The organism is Prevotella sp., assembly GCF_051059605.1.
Lineage (GTDB): Bacteria > Bacteroidota > Bacteroidia > Bacteroidales > Bacteroidaceae > Prevotella.
Genome location: NZ_CP050883.1, coordinates 606,757 through 628,555 on the forward strand (window position 1 = coordinate 606,757; position 21,799 = coordinate 628,555).

14 protein-coding genes are annotated in these 21,799 nt (G+C 37.5%); 10 read left to right on the forward strand and 4 right to left on the reverse strand.

Annotated elements, in window-relative coordinates; translation table 11 throughout:
* Positions 1-27 precede the first annotated feature (27 nt).
* The 4 genes from xylA to HEQ28_RS02395 all read left to right on the forward strand — a co-directional run bounded on the left by xylA (position 28) and on the right by HEQ28_RS02395 (position 4,918).
* Positions 28-1,350, forward strand: a complete 1,323-nt coding sequence (gene xylA, locus HEQ28_RS02380) for a xylose isomerase (protein ID WP_434504411.1) — start codon at positions 28-30, stop codon at positions 1,348-1,350.
* A gap of 134 nt (positions 1,351-1,484) precedes the next feature.
* Positions 1,485-2,558 carry a mannose-1-phosphate guanylyltransferase gene (locus tag HEQ28_RS02385; RefSeq protein ID WP_434503589.1) on the forward strand — a complete coding sequence of 358 codons (1,074 nt, stop codon included), beginning with the start codon at positions 1,485-1,487 and terminating at the stop codon, positions 2,556-2,558.
* A gap of 51 nt (positions 2,559-2,609) precedes the next feature.
* Complete coding sequence (gene gmd / locus HEQ28_RS02390) at positions 2,610-3,704, forward strand: GDP-mannose 4,6-dehydratase (protein WP_434503590.1); 1,095 nt, start codon at positions 2,610-2,612, stop codon at positions 3,702-3,704.
* 8 nt (positions 3,705-3,712) lie between these two features.
* Positions 3,713-4,918 carry a GDP-L-fucose synthase family protein gene (locus tag HEQ28_RS02395; protein WP_434504412.1) on the forward strand — a complete coding sequence of 402 codons (1,206 nt, stop codon included), beginning with the start codon at positions 3,713-3,715 and terminating at the stop codon, positions 4,916-4,918.
* Positions 4,919-6,246: 1,328 nt separating this feature from the next.
* On the opposite strand, the gene HEQ28_RS02400 is transcribed toward HEQ28_RS02395, so the two are convergent.
* Together HEQ28_RS02400 and proS are read right to left on the reverse strand one after the other, a co-directional pair.
* A complete protein-coding gene (locus tag HEQ28_RS02400; protein WP_434503591.1) occupies positions 6,247-6,636 on the reverse strand; it encodes a DUF1573 domain-containing protein in 390 nt (129 codons plus the stop codon).
* Positions 6,637-6,849: 213 nt separating this feature from the next.
* A complete protein-coding gene (gene proS, locus HEQ28_RS02405; protein ID WP_434503592.1) occupies positions 6,850-8,331 on the reverse strand; it encodes a proline--tRNA ligase in 1,482 nt (493 codons plus the stop codon).
* Positions 8,332-8,568: 237 nt separating this feature from the next.
* Here proS and HEQ28_RS02410 point away from each other — a divergent pair, with 237 nt between their 5' ends.
* The 3 genes from HEQ28_RS02410 to HEQ28_RS02420 all read left to right on the forward strand — a co-directional run bounded on the left by HEQ28_RS02410 (position 8,569) and on the right by HEQ28_RS02420 (position 12,371).
* Entirely contained in the window at positions 8,569-9,246 is a 678-nt protein-coding gene (locus HEQ28_RS02410; RefSeq protein ID WP_434503593.1) for an OmpA family protein, read from the forward strand.
* A 66-nt stretch (positions 9,247-9,312) separates the two neighbouring features.
* Positions 9,313-10,047, forward strand: a complete 735-nt coding sequence (mtgA, locus tag HEQ28_RS02415) for a monofunctional biosynthetic peptidoglycan transglycosylase (RefSeq protein ID WP_434503594.1) — start codon at positions 9,313-9,315, stop codon at positions 10,045-10,047.
* Positions 10,048-10,067: 20 nt separating this feature from the next.
* Positions 10,068-12,371, forward strand: a complete 2,304-nt coding sequence (locus HEQ28_RS02420) for an ATP-dependent helicase (RefSeq protein WP_434503595.1) — start codon at positions 10,068-10,070, stop codon at positions 12,369-12,371.
* Positions 12,372-12,394: 23 nt separating this feature from the next.
* Here the strand turns inward: HEQ28_RS02420 and HEQ28_RS02425 are convergent, their stop codons facing one another.
* Positions 12,395-15,397: an AraC family transcriptional regulator gene (locus tag HEQ28_RS02425; protein WP_434503596.1), complete on the reverse strand. Its 3,003-nt coding sequence runs from the start codon at positions 15,395-15,397 to the stop codon at positions 12,395-12,397.
* A 239-nt stretch (positions 15,398-15,636) separates the two neighbouring features.
* On the opposite strand from HEQ28_RS02425, the gene aspS reads away from it, so the two are divergent.
* The 3 genes from aspS to HEQ28_RS02440 all read left to right on the forward strand — a co-directional run bounded on the left by aspS (position 15,637) and on the right by HEQ28_RS02440 (position 18,251).
* On the forward strand, positions 15,637-17,394 hold the full coding sequence (gene aspS / locus HEQ28_RS02430) for an aspartate--tRNA ligase (RefSeq protein WP_434503597.1): 1,758 nt from the start codon (positions 15,637-15,639) through the stop codon (positions 17,392-17,394).
* A 152-nt stretch (positions 17,395-17,546) separates the two neighbouring features.
* Positions 17,547-17,831 carry a winged helix-turn-helix domain-containing protein gene (locus HEQ28_RS02435; RefSeq protein ID WP_434503598.1) on the forward strand — a complete coding sequence of 95 codons (285 nt, stop codon included), beginning with the start codon at positions 17,547-17,549 and terminating at the stop codon, positions 17,829-17,831.
* An 84-nt stretch (positions 17,832-17,915) separates the two neighbouring features.
* On the forward strand, positions 17,916-18,251 hold the full coding sequence (locus HEQ28_RS02440) for a hypothetical protein (protein ID WP_434503599.1): 336 nt from the start codon (positions 17,916-17,918) through the stop codon (positions 18,249-18,251).
* A 111-nt stretch (positions 18,252-18,362) separates the two neighbouring features.
* Here HEQ28_RS02440 and secA read toward each other — a convergent pair whose 3' ends face one another.
* Complete coding sequence (gene secA, locus HEQ28_RS02445) at positions 18,363-21,698, reverse strand: preprotein translocase subunit SecA (RefSeq protein WP_434503600.1); 3,336 nt, start codon at positions 21,696-21,698, stop codon at positions 18,363-18,365.
* Between the last annotated feature and the right edge of the window lie 101 nt (positions 21,699-21,799).

Below are 21,799 nucleotides of genomic sequence, written 5' to 3' on the forward strand. Positions count from 1 at the left end.
TTTGATTTAAAAACCTAAATATTTAAAATTATGGCAAAAGAGTATTTTCCACAGATTGGTAAGATTCCTTTTGAAGGAACAAAAAGTAAGAACCCTATGGCTTTCCACTATTATGATTCAGAAAAGGTCGTAATGGGTAAGAAAATGAAGGATTGGTTGAAGTTCGCTATGGCTTGGTGGCATACACTGGGTGGAGCTAGTGGAGACCAGTTTGGTGGACAGACTCGTTCTTATGAATGGGATAAGGCTGCAGACGCTGTACAGCGTGCTAAAGATAAGGCTGATGCTGGTTTCGAGATTATGGATAAGTTGGGTATCAACTATTTCTGTTTCCATGACATCGACTTGGTAGACGAAGGTAAGGATGTTGAAGAGTATGAGGCTCGTATGGTAGCTGTTACAGATTACTTGAAAGCAAAACTTGCTCAAAATCCTGACAAGCATCTTCTTTGGGGTACAGCAAACGTATTCAGTAACAAGCGTTACATGAATGGTGCTTCTACAAACCCAGACTTTGATGTAGTTGCACGTGCTATCGTACAGATAAAGAACGCTATTGACGCAACTATTAAGTTGGGTGGTACAAACTATGTATTCTGGGGTGGACGTGAAGGTTATATGAGCCTTCTTAACACAGATCAGAAACGTGAGAAAGAGCACATGGCACAGATGCTTACAGCTGCTCGTGACTATGCTCGTTCTAAGGGCTTTACAGGTACATTCCTTATTGAGCCAAAACCAATGGAGCCAACAAAGCATCAGTATGATGTAGACACAGAGACTGTTGTAGGTTTCTTGAAAGCTCATAATCTTGACAAGGACTTTAAGGTAAATATCGAAGTAAACCATGCAACTCTTGCTGGTCATACTTTCGAGCATGAACTTGCTGTTGCTGTTGACAATGGTATGCTCGGTTCTATCGATGCTAACCGTGGTGACGCTCAGAATGGATGGGATACAGACCAGTTCCCAATTGACAATTATGAGTTGACACAGGCTATGCTTGAGATTATTCGCAACGGTGGTCTTGGCAATGGTGGTACAAACTTCGATGCTAAGCTTCGTCGTAACTCAACTGATCCTGAAGATCTATTTATTGCTCATATCAGCGGTATGGATGCTATGGCTCGTGCTTTGGAGAATGCGGCTGCAATCTTGGAAGAAAGTGCACTTCCTAAGATGAAGAAGGATCGTTATGCTAGCTTCGACAATGGTCTTGGTAAAGACTTCGAAGCAGGTAAACTTTCTTTCGAGCAGGTTTACGAATACGGCAAGAAGGTTGAAGAGCCAAAGCAGACTTCAGGCAAGCAAGAACTCTATGAGACAATTGTTGCTTTATATGCGAAATAATTGAATATATGCCGAGATGTTAAGGTTTCAACTCGGTTTATTATATGGAAAGGGCAGATTTTATCTGCCCTTTCTTTGTATATAGGAAAAAATTGTTTAACTTTGAAGCATCTTTAAAAAACTATAATATAGATATGGCAGATAAGAATAACCATTTAGTTATAATGGCTGGTGGAGTTGGGAGCAGATTCTGGCCGATGAGTACTCAGGAATGCCCCAAGCAATTTATTGATGTTCTTGGAGTAGGCAAATCGTTGCTTCAGCTAACAATGGATCGTTTCAAAGATATTTGCGACCCTGAAAATGTGTGGATTGTTACTAACAAGAAATATTTTGATAAATGCCACGAGCAACTGCCTGAGGTACCATTAAAGAATATCCTTCTTGAACCATGTCGCAGAAACACTGCTCCATGTATAGCTTATGTTAGTTGGAAGATAAAGTCAGTAGATCCTAAAGCTAATATTGTTGTCAGTCCAAGTGATCATATTGTTACAGATACTGCCGAGTTTGCGCGAGTAGTGAAGTCTTGCATGAAATTCACTGGTGAGACTGATTCTATTGTAACCCTTGGCATGAAACCTAATAGACCTGAGACAGGGTATGGTTACATTCAAGCAGACCTGTCTGTGCATTCTCCTCGCAACAAAGAAATATTTCGTGTTGATTCTTTCCGTGAAAAACCAGATTTGAATACAGCCGAACAGTATATCCGTAAGAATAATTATTTTTGGAATGCTGGTATATTCATTTGGAATGTCAGTACTATTGTAAATGCGTTCAGAGTTTATCAACCTTCAATGGCAAAGTTGTTTGAAAGCATGCTTGGTATTTATGGAACTCCACAAGAGCAGGAAATGATAGATAAGTATTATTGCGAATGCGATAATATCTCTGTAGACTACGCCATAATGGAAAAAGCTGAAGAAATTTTTGTTTGTCCAGCTAATTTCGGATGGAGTGATCTTGGTACATGGGGAAGTCTACTTATGCAAAATCGTAAGGATCTTTATGGAAACAGTGTGATTGGTGATAACGTATCTTTGTTTGATACGCATAATACCATCGTTCATGCACTGAAAGAAAAAAAGGTAGTAATTCAGGGACTGGATGGGTATATTGTAGCAGAAGATGATGGTAAGTTGTTGATTTGCAAGCTTAGTGAGGAACAGCGTATCAAGCAGTTTGCTGAAGACCTAGAAAAATAAATAATTAACCTTTATTTATAAATAAAGGTGTATAAAGAATATAAATAATTCATGGAAAAGAAAGTTGCTTTAATTACCGGTATTACGGGGCAGGATGGTTCTTATCTTGCAGAATTTTTGCTTGATAAGGGTTATGATGTACATGGTACAATCCGTCGTTCATCAGTAGATTATCGTGAACGTATCGCACATTTGGAGGGAGAACCAAATTTCCATCTTCATTATGCTGACCTTGGTGATTCAATGAGTATATTGGGTGTTATAGGAAAGGTTCGCCCAACAGAAATATATAATCTTGCTGCACAGAGTCATGTTCAGGTGAGTTTTGACTCCCCTGAGTTCACTGCTGATGTTGATGCAGTTGGTGTATTGCGTGTCTTGGAGGCTGTTCGCCAGTTAGGTATGACTGATACATGTAGAATTTATCAGGCATCAACATCTGAGTTGTATGGAAAGGTTGAAGAAGTTCCTCAGAATGAGAATACACCATTCCATCCATACAGTCCTTATGCTGTAGCTAAGCAATACGGCTTCTGGATTGTCAGAGAGTATCGTGAGGCCTATAACATGTTCTGCTGCTCTGGTATTTTGTTTAACCATGAGAGTGAGCGAAGAGGAGAGACTTTCGTAACAAGAAAGATTACACTTGCTGTAGCTCGCATTAAGCAGGGTAAACAGGAAAAACTATTCCTGGGTAACTTGGGTTCACTTCGTGACTGGGGATACGCAAAGGATTATGTAGAATGTATGTGGCTGATTCTTCAGCACAAGAAGCCTGAGGACTTTGTTATTGCTACTGGTGTTCAGCATAGTGTGCGTGAATTCTGCTACCATGCCTTCAAGCGTGTTGGTATAGAACTTGAATTCGAAGGTGAAGGAATGGATGAGAAGGGAATTGACAAGGCTACTGGAAAAGTAGTTATTGAGGTTAGCCCAGATTTCTATCGTCCAACTGATGTTGTCAATCTTTGGGGTGACCCAACAAAGGCTAAGGCTGAACTTGGTTGGAATCCAAGTAGGACAAGTTTCGAGGAACTTGTAAATATCATGGTAGACAGTGATATGGCAAAGATTGCTTCTGATGGTGCAGCTGAACGTGTGAGAACTAATTTGGCAGAATATCTTGAGAAGGGTATTGTGAAATAATAATTATGTTGGATAAGAATAGTAAGATATATGTTGCCGGTCATCATGGACTTGTAGGATCGGCAATTTGGAATAACCTTAAATCAAGAGGTTATAATAATCTGATTGGTCGTGGTCATCATGAACTCGACTTGACCGATCAGTATGCTGTAAAGAAATTCTTTGATGAAGAGCGCCCTGATGCTGTGGTTCTTGCTGCAGCATTTGTTGGTGGCATTATTGCCAATTCTCTTTATCGTGCAGATTTCATTATGCAGAATATGAAGATTCAGTGTAATGTAATCAGTAATGCATATTCACATGGGGTGAAGAAACTTTTGTTTTTGGGTAGTACTTGTATATATCCTAAAAATGCTCCGCAGCCAATGAAGGAAGAGTCTTTGCTTACTTCTCCATTGGAATATACTAATGAAGAGTATGCAATCGCAAAGATTGCCGGACTTAAAATGTGTGAGAGCTATAACTTGCAGTATGGTACAAACTATATCGCTGTTATGCCTACAAATCTTTATGGTCCTAATGATAATTTCCATTTGGAGAATAGTCATGTCATGCCAGCCATGATGCGCAAGATTTACTTGGCTAAACTCATCCATGACAATAACTGGGATGAGATTCGTGTAGATATGGACAAGCGTCCTATAAATCCGACCGACAAGTTGATTGCAATAATCGGTGAGGGTAATGTTGATGGCAAGAATGATGAACAACGTATTCTCAAGGCTCTTGCTTTCTATGGAATAGAAAACAATAAGGTTACTCTTTGGGGTGACGGAAGTCCGCTTCGTGAATTCTTATGGAGCGAGGATATGGCTGATGCCAGCGTTCACGTATTACTAAATGTTGATTTCAAAGATATCATTGGTATTGAGAAGTATTCAAGCGTATTCTATGGCGCAAAGATCAATGGTGCAGTTGATAGAAATAATAGTGAAGGTCGTGGTGGAGCATTGCCTAAGTTGGGTGAGATTCGCAACTGTCATATAAATGTTGGTACTGGTAAAGAACTAACCATTAAGGAACTTGCAAACCTTGTTGTAAGGACTGTCGGCTTTGAAGGCGATGTTATCTGGGATGATAGCAAACCAAATGGTACTCCTCGTAAGTTGATAGATGTTGATAAACTTCATCGTCTCGGTTGGACTCATAAAGTTGAGATTAATGATGGTGTAGAACGTCTTTATGAATGGTATAGAGATTCATTGAAGAAGTAATCAATTAAAAACATATTAATGTTCGTTTTTACGTTCATTATTTATAAAAGAGGTGGGTGACTGCCTCTTTTTTTGTTTCTATTTATTAATAACCCCTTTTTAATATCCAAACATTTAATTCCGTTATGTTGAGGTTAACTGAAACAGTAGTTGTCTCCAACAGAAAAAGTTTTTTTAATGCCACTAATGTCACTTTGTCACAAACCCTTTGTTTGTAAGGGATGAGCGAGTGACATTAAGTGACATTATCAGGGTAAAAGTGACAACAAACTCCAAATCATACCTGTTATTGGCGTTTTTTTTCGTAAATATGATATTTAATAATTCATCATACGATTCTCTCCAATATAGTTCTTTTCATCTGTAAAGTTATGAAACCAATTGAATCATGACTATCAAAAAAAATATTTATTTTGATTTTACATGCCGTTTCCTACATGTTTTTGCGAAACGTATTGTTATACAATATGTTAGCTTATGTAGGAGAGTCCGTTGTTATACATTTTAGGGAGTGATTAGGCCCTAATCACTCGGTAATCCTACATGCTTTATAGAGTGATTAGGGCCTTATTACTCAAAGTCGTACCGAAAAAGGTGATTTTATATTTGTTGTACTTCATGCATTTTGACTATAAGAGGATTTGATTATAAATATTTGTGGTTATACTTACTAAATCACGATACATTTTTTTAAGTTGTTACTGACTAACTTTATAGTTTCTGAAATCCCTTACGGAAAAGGTAGACATATCGAAATGTTTTATAAATCAGTTTTGTTTCCAAATTTCATTTACAAAGAGAAATGAGATTTCTATATTCACAATTCCATGAAAGGCATCATAATGATTTGCTTTACTGATGAAAACATGACTTAATGGTCCAACCAAAAAAGCGACTTTCGTATTACGATTGGGGTAAAATTCACCGTTTTTAGTACAAATACGTGCTTATAATGTAGGAATCATGTAGGAAAGATGTAGGAAAAGGCACTAATATACATGGGTTAATGTATTGATTAGTAATCATTTAAGTCAAAAATGTAGGTAATGTAGGTTTGTTTTATGTTTTTTTTGGATTCTTCTTTTATTTAGGGGGGGGAGTGTTCTCTGTAAATGGTCTTTGGACTTAGTAATTTTTATACCTGATCTGTTAAACATAATTTGTCCGATGAACTATAAATATGAATCGGATGTTCAAATTATCTTATCTGTAGTTACAAAATAGCATTAGTAACATTAAAAAAAACTTTATAACGTTTTGAAGTCTGATGACAACGTTATAAAGTTTTTTGCTTATTGTACAAAATGTAAGTTCTAAAATGACGAGCTTTATTTAGCTTCATTCATCACACCTTCTATATAAAGGCGTGTCATCTCAGTCTTGCCGTTTGTGCGTATTGTGATGCTCTTTTTGAATTTGCCCGGGAATTTGCCAGCACCATTATATGTAACCTTTATTTCACCTTTTTGTCCTGGCATTATAGGTGCCTTTGGATAAGAAGGAACTGTACATCCACAACTTGCGACAGCCTGATTGATAACAAGAGGACCATCACCTACATTTGTAAATACAAATGTAGTTTTCTGGACAGGATCTTTTTCAGAAAAAGTGCCAAGATCAACAGTCACTTTGTCAAATCTAATGTCTGCTTGCTTTTGTGCAGAAGCCATTGTGAAAAATGCCATCAGCATCATTGCTATTGTAATAATCTTTTTCATTGTCTCTAATTTTTGTAAATGATATTAATGTTATCGCAAAAGTAATAAAGATTTTGAATACTCATACGATAAAATCAGTTTTTTATAAAATATTAAACGTTTAATAAATCGTGATATTCTGATTTAATATATTGTGTATCATCAAATAATAAAAATAAATCCCTTCATCAATTAAGAGAAGGGATTTAATTCTGTTTTATTTGATTACTATTATTAGTAACTTCTTGCTATAATTACACGACATTTAGCAGGTTTGCCTGATACCATGTCAATGCCTTCTGTTTGCTCGTAAGCAAATGGAACACATCTTATAGTAGCCTGAGTGTCTTCTTTAATCTTTGCTTCTGTTTCTTCAGTACCATCCCAGTGACATAGATAGAAACCACCATCTTTAACACGTTCCTTGAATTCATCATAGTTGTCACATTCGTAAACGTGAGCATCACGATATTTTCTTGCTTTCTCAAACATGTTGTTCTGAATATCATCAAGCAAATCTTTAACTCGCTCAACAATTCCGTCAAAGCTAACGTTCTCTTTTTCCAAAGTGTCACGTCGCATGATTTCGATCGTGTTGTTTTCCAAATCACGTCCACCCATTACTAGACGTACAGGAACACCTTTCAGTTCATAATCAGCAAATTTGAATCCAGGTCTCTTATTGTCAGAGTCATCATATTTAACGCTTACTCCAAGTTCCTGTAGTTTGTCTATTACAGGTTGCAGTTTAGCTGAAATAGCATCATGCTGTTCGTCACCCTTGAATATAGGTACTATTACTACCTCAATAGGAGCTAGCTTTGGAGGAAGAACAAGTCCATTATCATCGCTGTGAACCATTATGAGTGCACCCATAAGGCGTGTGCTTACTCCCCATGATGTTGCCCATACATATTCAGGCTTGTTTTCTTTGTTTAGGAATGTCACATCAAAACTCTTTGCGAAGTTTTGTCCAAGGAAGTGACTTGTTCCGCTCTGTAGAGCCTTTCCATCCTGCATCATAGCCTCAATAGTGTAAGTATCAAGTGCACCGGCAAAACGTTCTGTTTCGCTCTTTACGCCTTGTAATACTGGAACGGCCATCCAATTTTCAGCAAAGTCAGCATATACTTTGAGCATCTTCTGTGCTTCTGCTTCTGCTTCTTCGCGAGTTGCATGTGCAGTATGACCTTCTTGCCACAGGAATTCTGATGTGCGAAGGAAAGGACGTGTGCGCATTTCCCAACGCATAACGTTACACCACTGGTTGCACATTAGAGGAAGATCCCTCCAAGAATGTATCCATCCCCTATATGTATTCCATATAATAGTTTCAGAAGTAGGACGGATTATCAGTTCTTCGTCAAGTTTAGCAGCTGGATCAACAACAACAGTGTTTCCATCTTCACTTGATTTAAGTCTGTAATGAGTTACGACAGCACATTCCTTGGCAAATCCTTTAACGTGTTCAGCTTCTTTGCTAAGGAAACTCTTTGGAATTAAGAGAGGAAAGTATGCATTTTGCACACCTGTTTTCTTGAATTCTTTGTCAAGTTGCTCCTTCATTTTTTCCCAAATAGCGAAACCGTATGGTTTAATTACCATACAACCACGGACAGGTGCCTGTTCAGCTAGGTCTGCCTTTGATACCAAATCGTTGTACCACTGACTATAGTTGTCAGCTCGCTTGGTAAGTTCTTTAAGTTCTTTTGCCATTATATTAAGTTCTTATATTTTAATTTGTTTGCAAAATTACAAAAAAATGTTGGTAACCATCGTGTACAAATTAAAAAAAACATTATTTATTTTATTCTTACTCATAAACTTGGGGCGTATATTCTATGAAAGAAGCTGTGCTCGGTAAAATAAAATTTAAACATGTTTTATTTTGATTTTCCACTCATTTACTTTATCTTTGCAGTCAGATACGTGTAACATAAATTATTAGTGATTATGAAAAAAATAAAGATCGCCACATTAGGACTTTGTTTCCTAACAGTTTTTAGTTGCGCAACAAAGCAAGGTACAGGAGCTCTTATCGGCACAGGTGGTGGTGCTGTTCTAGGCGCAATCATAGGTAAAATAGCTGGTAACACCGCAGTTGGTGCTGCTATTGGTGGTGCAGTTGGTGCAGGAACTGGTGCCGTTATTGGACATCATATGGATAAAGTTGCTGCAGAAGCTGCAAAGGTTAATAATGCTAAGGTTGAAGAGATTACAGATGCCAATGGTCTAAAGGCTGTTAAAGTAACATTTGACAGTGGTATTCTGTTTGCTACAAACAAAGCTATTTTGAATTCAGGTTCAAAGAATGACCTTTCTAAATTCTCTTCTGTATTAAAGAATAATTCTGATTGCCACGTAGATATCTATGGTCATACTGATAACACAGGTAATGATGGTATCAATATCCCATTGAGCAACAGTCGTGCACAGAGTGTTGTAGATTATCTTAAGAGTTGTGGCGTTTCGCCTTATCAGTTCCAAAAGGTAGAAGGCAAGGGAAGTTCTTCTCCTGTTGCTGACAACGCAACTGCTACTGGACGTCAGCAGAACCGTAGAGTAGAAGTTTATTTGTATGCTAGTCCAGCTATGGTTAATGCGGCAAACAACGGAACTCTTTCAGAATAAAATAAGTTAAACAAATTTTAATATTGGGGAGCATACTGTTTTGGTGTGCCCCTATTTTTTTAGTAAATGAAAACTAAAGTCTGGAAAATTGTTAGATGGGGGGTATCCTTGTTTTTTGCTTCAACTATCTTTGCGGTAGTTGTACTTCGTTTTATTCCCGTTTATTTCACGCCATTAATGTTTATCAGATGTTTTCAGCAAGTAGCTGAAGGCGAAAGTATGACGCTTCATCATCATTGGGTTCCCATTGATGAGATATCAGAACATCTTCCTGTTGCTGTAATGGCAAGTGAAGATCAAAGATTCCTGCTGCATCATGGTTTTGATTATGATGCTATTGAAAAGGCTGCTAAAAGAAATCTTCAGGGAGGCAAGCACAAACTAGGAGCAAGTACAATTAGTCAGCAAACTGCTAAAAATGTATTTCTGTGGCCAGGACGTTCATGGGTGCGCAAGGGATTTGAAGTTTATTTCACTGCTCTTACAGAATTGTTGTGGAGTAAGCAGCGTATCATGGAAGTGTATCTTAATTCTATTGAGATGGGGGATGGTATATATGGCGCAGATGCTGTTGCTGAGTATAATTTCGGTAAAAAGGCTGAAGATCTGAGTCGTTCTGATTGTGCGCTTATTGCAGCAACATTGCCTAATCCTCGTAAGTTCAGCAGTAAGAATCCTGGACGTTACATGCGTAAACGCCAAAGACAGATATTGAGTAATATGAAATTTATTCCAAGTTTCCCTAAAGAGGGTGAGGACTATAATCCTTCAACTTCAGCGGGCGGTGTTTACTCAAGATAAAATGTTTCTATATTTTTATAATGCTCCTAGACGAATTAAATAGCGGACAGCGTGCCGCAGTGGAATTTTGTTCTGGTCCGCAGCTGGTAATTGCCGGTGCAGGATCGGGTAAAACACGTGTGCTGACATATAAGATAGCTTATCTGCTTGATGAGTTGAACTATACGCCATGGAATATCTTGGCTTTGACCTTTACAAATAAGGCTGCTGCGGAGATGAAAATTCGTATCGGTGGACTTGTAGGGCATGAGAGGGCTCGTAGTTTGTATATGGGAACCTTTCATAGTATCTTCTCACGTATTTTGCGTTTTGAGGCTGAAAAGATTGGATATAATTCTACTTTTACCATATATGATGAAGCTGACAGTAGATCGCTTATCAAGAGTATTGTAAAAGAAATGGGCTTGGATGATAAAGCTTATAAACCAGCAAGTGTTCATTCGCGTATCAGCATGGCTAAAAATCATTTAGTGATGGCAGAGCAATATGCTAATGATAGGGAAGTGCTAGAACGTGACAGAAATTCAAAACAACCTGAAATTTATAATATATATTTAGCTTATCAACAACGTTGTCAAAATGCTAACGCAATGGATTTTGATGATCTGCTTGTAATGACTTGGCGATTGTTTAAGGAACATGAGGATGTAAGGAAAAAATATTCTGAGCGTTTTAAGTATGTTCTTGTAGACGAGTATCAGGATACAAACTATGTGCAGCAATGTATTGTGCAGCAACTTACTGAAGATAATAGACGTGTTTGCGTTGTCGGGGATGATGCACAGAGTATTTATGGATTTCGTGGAGCTAATATAGATAATATACTTGATTTTCAGAAGATATATCCTGAAAGCAAATTATTTAAACTAGAACAGAATTATCGTTCAACGCAGCGAATCGTTCAGGCAGCAAATAGTCTTATAAGTCATAATCAGCGCCAGATTCATAAGGATGTGTTCAGCGATAATGAGAAAGGCGAAAAATTACTCTATAAGCCTGTTTACAGTGATAAGGAAGAAGCTACCGTGGTCTGTCGAGACATCAAGCGAATTAAACGTAATGACTGTTGCGAATATAGTGATATAGCAATATTGTATCGTACAAATTCTCAGAGCAGGAGTTTTGAGGAAGAGATGCGTAAACAGGGAATACCTTATCGTATATTTGGTGGACTGAGTTTTTATCAGCGAAAGGAGATAAAAGATGTTCTGGCTTATTTTCGTGTTATTGTAAATCCAGATGATGAGGAAGCAATAAAGAGAATTATCAATTATCCTGCAAGAGGAATAGGAAATACTACAATAACAAAGATAGCATCTTGTGCACAGCAAAACGCAATTAGTTTTTGGGAAGTTATTTGCCACCCAGTTAAGTATGGACTTTCTGTGAATAACGGAGCGATAACGAAACTTTCAAACTTTGCAGAACTGATTAATGGTTTTATTGCTCGCTTAAGTATAGATAATGCCTCAGATCTTGGTACCGATATTATAAAACAAAGTGGGATGAGTGCCGATATATTCGGTTCTAATGATCCTGAAAGTCTTTCTCGTCAGGAAAACTTATCTGAATTTGCTAATGGACTTAAAGATTTCGTAGATATACGAATGGAAGAAGGTGATGTGGAACATCTTGGATTGATAGATTTTATACAGGAGGTTGCTCTTCTTACAGATTTGGATAGTGATGACGGAGAAGATAGCCGTGTAAGTTTGATGACTATTCATGCCGCAAAAGGACTTGAATTCCCAACTGTATTCATTGTTGGAATGGAAGAAAATATTTTTCCAAGTCAGATGAGTCTCACTAGTATGAGGGAACTTGAAGAAGAGCGTAGATTGTTTTACGTGGCAATAACTCGTGCTGAAAAGCATTGCATTCTTACAAGTGCCAAAAATAGGTGGAGATATGGCAAGATGGAGTTTGACACTCCTAGTAGATTTTTGAAAGATATTGATCCAAGATACATTGATGTTGAAGATGAAAGTTCTGATTTCGGTGGAACTAAGATATTTGAACGTCCAAGACAGACTCATCAGATAGATACTTTCAAAAGTATATCAAATAAACCGCAAAATACAGAAGAAAATTTTCAGCGCTCGACCCTACATCCTTTGAAAAAGCAAGTTGAGCCTGCTGCTAAACCTATGGAATTGCCTAAAGGTCTGCATTTAGGCAGTGTTATCGAGCATCAGAGATTTGGTGTCGGGACAGTTGATAAATTAGAAGGAGAGGGCGAAAATCTTAAAGCCACAGTTAGTTTCAAAAATACTGGAACTAAAATGCTTCTTCTTAAATTCGCCCGTTTCACAATATTGAGTTAAAAGAATGAAAAGCTAACTGCTTTTCATTCTTTCGCTTTCACTTTATTTTCCCTATATTGAGTAGGAGTTTTTCCTTTTTTCTGTTTAAATAAGCGAGTGAAATATACTGGATCATTGAATCCTGTGCGGTATGCAACTTCGGCAATAGTACATGAGTCATTTTCTAGATACATGCATGCTTTCTTCAACCTGAATTCACTCACAAACTCTTTTGGTGACATGCCTGTAAGTGTCTTTAATTGAGTATAAAAAGCTGTGCGAGACATATTTGTCTTGTGTACCATATCCTCAATCTTTATGTTGGCATCTGCATAGTGCAACTCAAGCCAGTCTTGTAGACTCTTTACAAAATTAAAATCTTCATTATTCAGAAATGCTATTTCTTCGGGGCCAACTTTTAGAACCCTCATATTATTTCTTGTATTTTCGTTTATATTCTTTCTCCATAATATGACACCGAATATGCCTCCGATAAATAAAATAATATAAACCCATAATGCAATAGTTGACCTAAACGCATAAGGAGGAACGATAATCTTTATTTTTCGTTCGTCATATTTATTCGGGTTTTCAAGTAAAAAAGCCTTTACTCTAAAAGTATATTCACCAGCAGGTACATCACTATAACTTACGGTCCTTGTATCATTGGCATTCATCCATTTATCATCATATTTCTCTAGCATATACATATAGTGTACACGATGTTGCAACTGATAATTAAGAGATGCAAATTTTATAGCGAATACACTTGACCTTGATGGTAATTCAACTTCAGCACTATCAGGTATGTAATAATCATAAGTCTTATTGCTGCGTGGAGTCATCAATTTATCATTAACATAAAAGTCTGTAATTGCAAGTTTAAAGTCAGAACCGCTTGTCGTAGTTAGTAAGTTCTTGTTGATAATATAGTATCCATTTAAAGTGCCAAACAACATTCTGTTATCTGGCAATGTGTAAGCTGAACATTCAGAACAGGCTATATCCCCAACGCCATCTTGCATAGAGAATGTTGTAAACAACTGCTTTTGTGGATCATACGAACAGATTATTTGGTCACAAGAAAACCATACATGTCCTTCTTTAGTAAATGTTATTCCACGTAATTCTTCGCTAGGCAGACCGTTTGACTGTCCAAAGTTCTGAAATCTCCATCTATTTTCATTATCCTTACCGATTGATTTTATTAGTCCTCCACCGTTTGTGGCTATCCACATGTCTCCATTTGGTGATTTTTTTATCTCAACTATATCATTATTAGCCATTTGCTCATCAATGTTTTTTGTTTGTTTTAATGTATAAGCTTCAACGGCTTTTTTGCGATTATTGAATTTAAGAAGTATTATTCCATCTGAAGTTCCTGCCCAGACAACACTTTCATTATCTATTTCAATAGTTCTCACTTTTAAAAATTGATCTTTCCCGTAGCCTTTTATATACTTTGGAGTAATAAGTTTGTACTGATCATTACCTTTGTTTATAAGTATATTTACACCTCCGTTGTATGTTGCAATCCATATATTGCCATACTTGTCTTCTTTAGTATTGTATATATTTTGCGAAGTGAACGGATAATCTACTTTTATTGGAGAACTTTGTCCATATTTAAGTATATATAATCCATTTCCTTTTGTACTTATCCATATATTCCCGAGATGATCTTCCATCATGCCGTATATTCTGCCTTTTATCTTGAACATAGGTGTTTTGCTAGCAAGATTTAAATCTTTACTTCGTAGTTTATATACTTCTCCAGCTTTGTTTGATATTAGAATACAGTTGGCTTTTTTGCCATAAATGATAGCCCTTATTTCATTAATGCCATATTCATTACTTTCTGGTATTGGAACAATTAGTTTTATTTTGTTGTGTACTATAGATAGTTTCTCTAGCCCGCGTCTTATGGTCGACATCCATACCACTCCTTCATTAAGTGCCATATATGTTGTTACGGTATTGCTTAGATTCCAAGTGTCTTTTGGACTGTTATAGAAATAATTCATCTGTCCTGTTACTCTGTCGTATACTCCAAAGCCACCATGATTCATCCTTGCCCATAGTACGTCGCCTGTTTCGAAAACAGTACATCCATTTATGTCATTCTCAGGTATGTTTACTTTCTGTGTAAACGATTTTACTTCTTTCGTTTTAGTGTTAAGCATAGATATTCCTTGTTTTTTTGTGGTAAACCAAACAAGTCCTTTGGAGTCAACATGCAAAGCTGTAATAGGAGAGTGGTCTGCATTCTTAATGTCGAGATATCTACTTGTGCATCTTTTTGTATCACGTATTATTATTTTTCCGCTTTGGGTACCTAGATATAAATCAGAGCCAACAAAGCCCATCGTATTGTAATGTTCGCCTGGAACCATTAATTTACCAATTGTTCTGCCTGTACTTTTGTCAACCATAATCAGACCTTTTTGTGTTCCAAGCCATAAGTTGCCGTAAGCATCGCATGTCATATTATAAATATGCCTTCTGTCATCAAAAATCTTTTTAATCGAATGTACATTTCTATTGACATAAAGCTGGTAAATTCCTTTCTTTGGTATTATAATATATACATTACCGTCTGGAGATATTGTTAAAGCATTGCTGATTTTATATTTATTCTCAGTAAGCGTATCGTATATTTTCATGTTGTCGCAATCTTTAATACCATTAAAAGCATTAGTTATGCAATCTGTGTGACGATTGAGTACAAACACTCTGTTGTCATACATTATCATCCAGATATTTCCCTGTAGGTCTGTTTGTAAATCAAGTATTCTGTTGTGGAAGTTCTTTATACCACTGGCTTTGCCAGTAGCGTAGTTTTGAAAATTATATCCGTCAAATCTGTTTAAACCATTCCATGTGGCTATCCACATAAAGCCGAACTTATCTTGTATAATATCGCTGATGGAATTGCTCGTAAGACCATCTGTTGTGGAATAATGGTCAAGACGTGCTTGCATTTGTTGTGCATTAATATGGCAGACAAATGTTGATAGAAAAAGGATAAAGAATAGTGTTTTTTTCATTGTATAATAGTTCCACATGTTAATTGTGTGCTAAATTACAAAAAATAATGACATTATCCAAACCATTCTTTTATATATATTGTCATGCATGTAAATATTTGTAGCTTTATTTATATGCAATAATGTCATTATTGCACGTGTTAACATCTTTTTATAGTAAAACGATATATTAATATTATGTAATACCATAAAAAAAGTGTAACTTTGCAAGTCAGAAAAGAATAATAAACATACATATTATGTATAGAAGTAACACATGTGGAGAGCTAAGACTCTCTGACACTGGCAAGGATGTTACTCTTGCCGGTTGGGTGCAGCGCTCAAGGAAAATGGGTGGTATGACATTTGTTGATCTACGTGATCGATATGGTATAACTCAGTTAGTTTTTAACGAGGCAGATGATAAAACTCTTTGTGATGAAGCTAATAAATTGGGTCGTGAATTTTGCATTCAAATCAAAGGTGTTGTCAGTGAACGTCAGAGTAAAAACTCTAAGATAGAAACTGGTGATATAGAGATTCTTGTTAAAGAGCTGAATGTGCTTTCACCAAGTCTAACCCCTCCTTTTACTATAGAAGATAATACAGACGGTGGTGACGATATTCGTATGAGGTATCGTTATCTTGATCTTAGACGTGCGGTTGTACGCAAGAATATGGAACTTCGCCATCGTATGACAATTCTTATACGTAATTTCCTGGACAGTCAGAATTTTATGGAGGTTGAAACTCCTATTCTTATTGGTAGTACTCCTGAGGGAGCTCGCGACTTTGTTGTTCCTAGCCGTATGAATCCAGGACAATTCTATGCTCTTCCACAAAGTCCACAGACATTGAAACAGCTTTTAATGGTAGCTGGTTTTGATCGTTATTTCCAAATAGCAAAATGTTTTCGCGACGAGGATCTTCGTGCTGATCGTCAACCAGAGTTTACACAGATTGACTGTGAAATGAGCTTTGTTGACCAAGACGATGTTATCAACTTGTTTGAGGAAATGGCCCGTAACTTGTTTAAGGAAATTCGTGGCGTTGAAATTCCAAAACTAGAGCAGATGACTTGGCATGAAGCTATGCGTCGCTATGGTAGTGACAAGCCTGATACCAGATTTGGTATGGAATTCGTAGAACTTAAGGATGCTTTTACAGGAAAGGGAGACTTCTCTGTTTTCAATGAAGCTAAATATATTGGTGGTATTTGTGTTCCTGGTTGTGCAGACTATAGCCGCAAACAGTTGAACGAACTTACTGATTTCGTTAAGAAACCTCAGGTTGGTGCAAAAGGACTTGTATTTATTAAATATAACTCTGATGGTAGCATAAAGAGTAGTATTGATAAATTCTATTCTACAGAGGAACTTAACGAGATTAAGACCGTAATGGGCGCCAATGATGGTGATTTGGTTCTTATATTGAGCGGTGACAATGTTAATAAGACACGTGTTCAGTTGTGCTCTCTTCGTTTAGAGATGGGTGACCTTCTTGGACTTAAAGACAAGAACGTGTTTAAGTGCCTTTGGATTGTTGACTTCCCTCTATTTGAATGGAGTGAAGAGGAACAGAGACTTATGGCAACTCATCATCCATTTACAATGCCTAATCCTGATGATATTCCTTTGTTGGATGAACATCCTGAGCAGGTGCGTGCAAAAGCTTACGACTTTGTATGCAATGGTATAGAAGTAGGTGGAGGTTCTTTAAGAATTCACGATACGAACCTACAGGAGAGAATGTTTGAGGTTCTTGGTTTTACACCTGAACGTGCTGAGGCTCAGTTTGGTTTCTTGATGAATGCATTTAAGTATGGAGCACCACCTCATGCTGGTCTTGCTTTTGGTCTTGATAGATTCGTTAGTATCTTAGCCGGTCTTGATTCTATTCGCGATTGCATAGCTTTCCCTAAAAACAATAGTGGCCGTGATGTAATGCTTGATGCTCCTGGTGAAGTAGACGCTAAGCAACTTGATGAACTTCAGATAAAGCTCGATTTGAAGGCGTAAGGTTGACTTAAGTCAAGAAATCAAGTTGCCAAATGCTAAAATGTAAGTTTTATAGAAATAAACTGTGCAGATTGAAAATTATTAAGTAATTTTGTAGCATCAAATTTATAACATATATTTAATTTGGTGTGGATTTAATTATTTATTAAATTATGGCAGAAAAGAAAGCAACAACAAAAACAGCTACAGCTAAGAAAGCAACGGCTTCAAAAAAGGCAGTGGCAAAGGATGCGTTAATGTATGTAAATGCAGAGAGTGTAGGTTTTCGTGCAGGTGATGTTTATCAGACACTTGCAGCAGCTGGTAAAGCTCTAAGCATTGCTGAGATTGCAAAAGATGCAAATATTAGCGTAGAAGAAGCTTATCTCGGTATTGGCTGGCTCTATAAAGAGGGTAAGGTTAAGGACGAGAACAACAACTTGATTACACTTGCATAATATTCCTAGTAGGATATTTGATAAAGGAAGGGGGCTGAGAATTTTATTTGTCAGCCCCCTTCTTTTTTGTTTATTAATTACGAAATGAATTACGATCAAGAGATATTGCGCTTTTTGCTGGAAGCTGGCGATGAAGGAATCGCAGTAAAGAAATTAGCACTACATGTTCAAAATGCTTGTAACAATCTGTTTAACGTTGTCGACTTTGACGACGTTTATGTCTATGTTAGGCAATATCTTATGCGTAATTCCAAGAATCCAAACTCTGTTATTGAAAGAACAGATTCCCGTGGAATCTACCGCATCAATACGAATGTAAGCGAAGGGCAGCAGTTGATGTTGCATTTTAGAAGTAAAATGGATGAAGAGCTAGAAGAAGAAAAAACTTTTGATGTAGACCAATCGTTGAGCTTGTTTTAAAATAAAAATTAATCATTATAAGATAGTTCTATTGGCTTTGATTAATATGATCAAAAAAGGCATGAATGAAATAAAATTCATTCATGCCTTTTATATTGGATTATATTTATATTAAATATTGCGTCCGTGGCAATTCTTAAATTTCTTGCCTGAACCACATGGACATGGATCGTTAGGACGTGGCATCTTGTCTGCAACATACGGAGTGTGATTTACTTCAGCACCTTCGCGTGTGTCTCTGTTAGCTGCTGCATGTTGTGCTGCACGCATTTCCTCTTCAACAGATTCAGCCTTTTGCTCAACGTATCTTTGTGAATGTTGTTCTGGGGCAGCCTCATGAAGTTCATTTTGTACAACTGGCAACTGGCAACGCATCAATACGCTAGAGATGCGGTTGTTCATATCGTCAATCATGTTATCCCAAAGTTTCACACTTTCGAGTTTGAAAATCAATAATGGATCTTTCTGCTCGTATGAAGCATTCTGAACACTATGACGAAGTTCGTCAAGCTGTCTCAGATTTTCTTTCCAGTTGTCGTCAATAATCCTAAGCATTACTGTCTTCTCAAATTCCTTAACAACGCTTGCACCTTCTGTCTTATAAGCATTCTTTAGGTTGCAAGGTATCTGATACATATGTCTTCCGTCGGTGATAGGAATAAGTATGCGCTCGAACATTGTACCTTGAGTTTCCTCAACCTGCTTTATAACAGGGTAGGCATCAGCCTGAATTCTTTCAGTATGGCGCTTGAATGCAGCCATAGCATCTTGGAATGCACGCTCTTCAAGAGTATCTTTTGTGCTGTTTTCAAATTCAGCTTGATCGAAAGGTATTTCCATTGCAAGAACCTTCATGAATTCTTCTTTGGCTCCTTCGTAATCGTTTTTATCAACAATGCCGACAACACGGTCCCAAATTACATTAGTAATGTCCATTCCGATACGTTCACCCATTAGAGCATGGCGACGTTTTTCGTAGATGACAGTACGCTGCTTGTTCATAACATCATCATATTCAAGAAGATGCTTACGAATACCAAAGTTGTTTTCTTCAACCTTCTTCTGGGCGCGTTCAATACTCTTTGAAATCATTGGGCTTTCAATACGCTCTCCGTCTTCAAATCCAAGTCTGTCCATTACCTTAGCGATTCTTTCTGAAGCGAAAAGACGCATAAGTTTATCTTCAAGACTTACGTAGAATACAGAAGAACCTGGGTCTCCCTGACGACCAGCACGACCACGCAACTGACGGTCAACACGACGGCTTTCATGACGTTCTGTACCGATAATTGCAAGACCACCGGCAGCCTTAACTTCTTCTGTAAGTTTAATATCGGTACCACGACCTGCCATGTTGGTAGCAATGGTTACCGCACCTAGTCCATTTTCAGAGCGACCAGCCTCAGTAATAATTTGAGCCTCCTTTTGGTGGAGTTTTGCATTCAATACGTTGTGAGGAATCTTACGCATGTTAAGCATCTTACTCAACAATTCACTGATTTCAACTGATGTTGTACCTACAAGAACAGGACGACCTGCATTTCTCATATCATCAATTTCATCAATTACGGCTGCATATTTCTCACGTGCAGTCTTGTAGACTCTGTCTTGAAGGTCATGACGTGAGATAGGACGGTTAGTAGGAATCTCAACAACATCAAGTTTGTAAATATCCCATAGCTCACCAGCTTCAGTACTTGCTGTACCAGTCATACCTGAAAGTTTGTGGTACATACGGAAGTAGTTCTGCAAGGTAATAGTTGCGAAAGTTTGTGTGGCTGCTTCTACCTTAACGTGCTCCTTAGCCTCAATAGCTTGATGAAGTCCATCGCTCCAGCGGCGACCGTCCATAATACGGCCAGTCTGCTCGTCAACAATCTTAACCTCACCATCCATAACGACATATTCATCGTCTTTATTGAACATAGTGTAAGCCTTAAGAAGTTGCTGAAGAGTGTGAACACGTTCACTCTGTACACCATAGTGTGCCATGAGTTCGTCTTTTTGGTCAACACGCTCCTGATCAGACAAAGACTGCTCATTTTCAAGTGCAGAAAGCTGTGAAGTAATATCAGGTAATACGAATAGGTATTCGTTACCAGTCTGCTTTGCAAGCCATTCTGAACCCTTGTCTGTAAGGTCTGCGCTATTAAGCTTTTCATCAACAACAAAAAACAAAGGTGCAATAGCCTTTGGCATTTCACGGTTGTTGTTTGCCATGTATGTTTCTTCGGTTCTTAGCATTCCAGCCTTGATACCATCTTCAGAAAGATACTTGATAAGTGGCTTATTTTTAGGAAGAGCTTTGTAAGATCTGTAAAGTGCAAGGAAACCTTCTTCAAGAAGCTTCTTATCGTTTTTATTCTGTCCTTCGGTTATCTTTTGTTTTGCTTCTGCAAGAAGCTCTGTAGCTTGTTTGCGTTGTACTTCATAAAGCTTCTCTACAAGTGGCTGATACTCTTCAAACATCTGGTCATCACCCTTTGGAATAGGACCTGATATAATAAGAGGTGTACGAGCGTCATCAATAAGCACAGAGTCAACCTCATCGACGATAGCGTAGTTATGTTTGCGCTGTACAAGGTCACTTGGATTTAGTGCCATGTTGTCGCGAAGGTAGTCGAAACCAAATTCATTGTTTGTTCCGAATGTGATGTCTGCTTGATAAGCCTTGCGACGAGCTTCAGAATTAGGCTGGTGCTTATCGATACAGTCAACAGAAAGACCGTTGAACATGTAGAGAGGCCCCATCCATTCAGAGTCACGTTTTGCAAGATAATCATTTACAGTGACCATGTGTACACCGTTACCTGTAAGTGCATTCAGGAATACTGGTAGGGTAGCAACAAGAGTTTTACCTTCACCAGTTGCCATTTCAGCAATCTTACCTTGATGAAGTGCAATACCACCAAACAACTGTACATCATAGTGTACCATGTTCCATTTGGTTTTAGCACCACCGGCAGTCCATTCATTATGGTATATAGCTTTGTCTCCGTCAATTGTAACGAAATCATTAGCTGGATCTGATGCAAGTTCGCGGTCGAAATCTGTAGCTGTTACAATAGTATCGTCATTTTCTGAGAATCGGCGTGCTGTATCCTTGATGATGTTGAAAGCTGTAGGCATAACATCCATCAAAGCCTTTTCGTATATTTCAAGAACCTCATTTTCCAACTTGTCTATCTGGTTGAAGATATCTTCGCGTTGGTCAATAGGAGTTTCCTCAATCTTGTCCTTTAGTTCGGTAATCTTATTTACCTGCTCTTCTGCAGAATTCTGTACGTAGTGCTGTAGTTCTTTAGTTTTAGCACGCAATTCGTCGTTTGTCAGTTTCTGTATTTCAGGATAACCCTCTTTCACCTTCTCAACTAGAGGTTGAATGAGCTTCATATCACGAACAGATTTATCGCCAAACAATGACTTTAAAAATTTGTTGAAATTCATATTCTATTTTGTTTTGTTATTTTTATAATGTATATTCTGTGCAAAATTACTAAATTTAATTAGTAATATGCACTTTGTTAATGAAAACTTTGGATACTATC

Excerpts from the sequence above, each read along its gene's own strand:
- HEQ28_RS02385 (WP_434503589.1), top strand. The coding sequence starts at position 1,485 with ATGGCAGATAAGAATAACCATTTAGTTATAATGGCTGGTGGAGTTGGG.
- gmd (WP_434503590.1), top strand. The coding sequence starts at position 2,610 with ATGGAAAAGAAAGTTGCTTTAATTACCGGTATTACGGGGCAGGATGGT.
- HEQ28_RS02400 (WP_434503591.1), bottom strand. The coding sequence starts at position 6,636 with ATGAAAAAGATTATTACAATAGCAATGATGCTGATGGCATTTTTCACA.
- proS (WP_434503592.1), bottom strand. The coding sequence starts at position 8,331 with ATGGCAAAAGAACTTAAAGAACTTACCAAGCGAGCTGACAACTATAGT.
- HEQ28_RS02410 (WP_434503593.1), top strand. The coding sequence starts at position 8,569 with ATGAAAAAAATAAAGATCGCCACATTAGGACTTTGTTTCCTAACAGTT.
- mtgA (WP_434503594.1), top strand. The coding sequence starts at position 9,313 with ATGAAAACTAAAGTCTGGAAAATTGTTAGATGGGGGGTATCCTTGTTT.
- HEQ28_RS02420 (WP_434503595.1), top strand. The coding sequence starts at position 10,068 with ATGCTCCTAGACGAATTAAATAGCGGACAGCGTGCCGCAGTGGAATTT.
- HEQ28_RS02425 (WP_434503596.1), bottom strand. The coding sequence starts at position 15,397 with ATGAAAAAAACACTATTCTTTATCCTTTTTCTATCAACATTTGTCTGC.
- aspS (WP_434503597.1), top strand. The coding sequence starts at position 15,637 with ATGTATAGAAGTAACACATGTGGAGAGCTAAGACTCTCTGACACTGGC.
- HEQ28_RS02435 (WP_434503598.1), top strand. The coding sequence starts at position 17,547 with ATGGCAGAAAAGAAAGCAACAACAAAAACAGCTACAGCTAAGAAAGCA.
- HEQ28_RS02440 (WP_434503599.1), top strand. The coding sequence starts at position 17,916 with ATGAATTACGATCAAGAGATATTGCGCTTTTTGCTGGAAGCTGGCGAT.
- secA (WP_434503600.1), bottom strand. The coding sequence starts at position 21,698 with ATGAATTTCAACAAATTTTTAAAGTCATTGTTTGGCGATAAATCTGTT.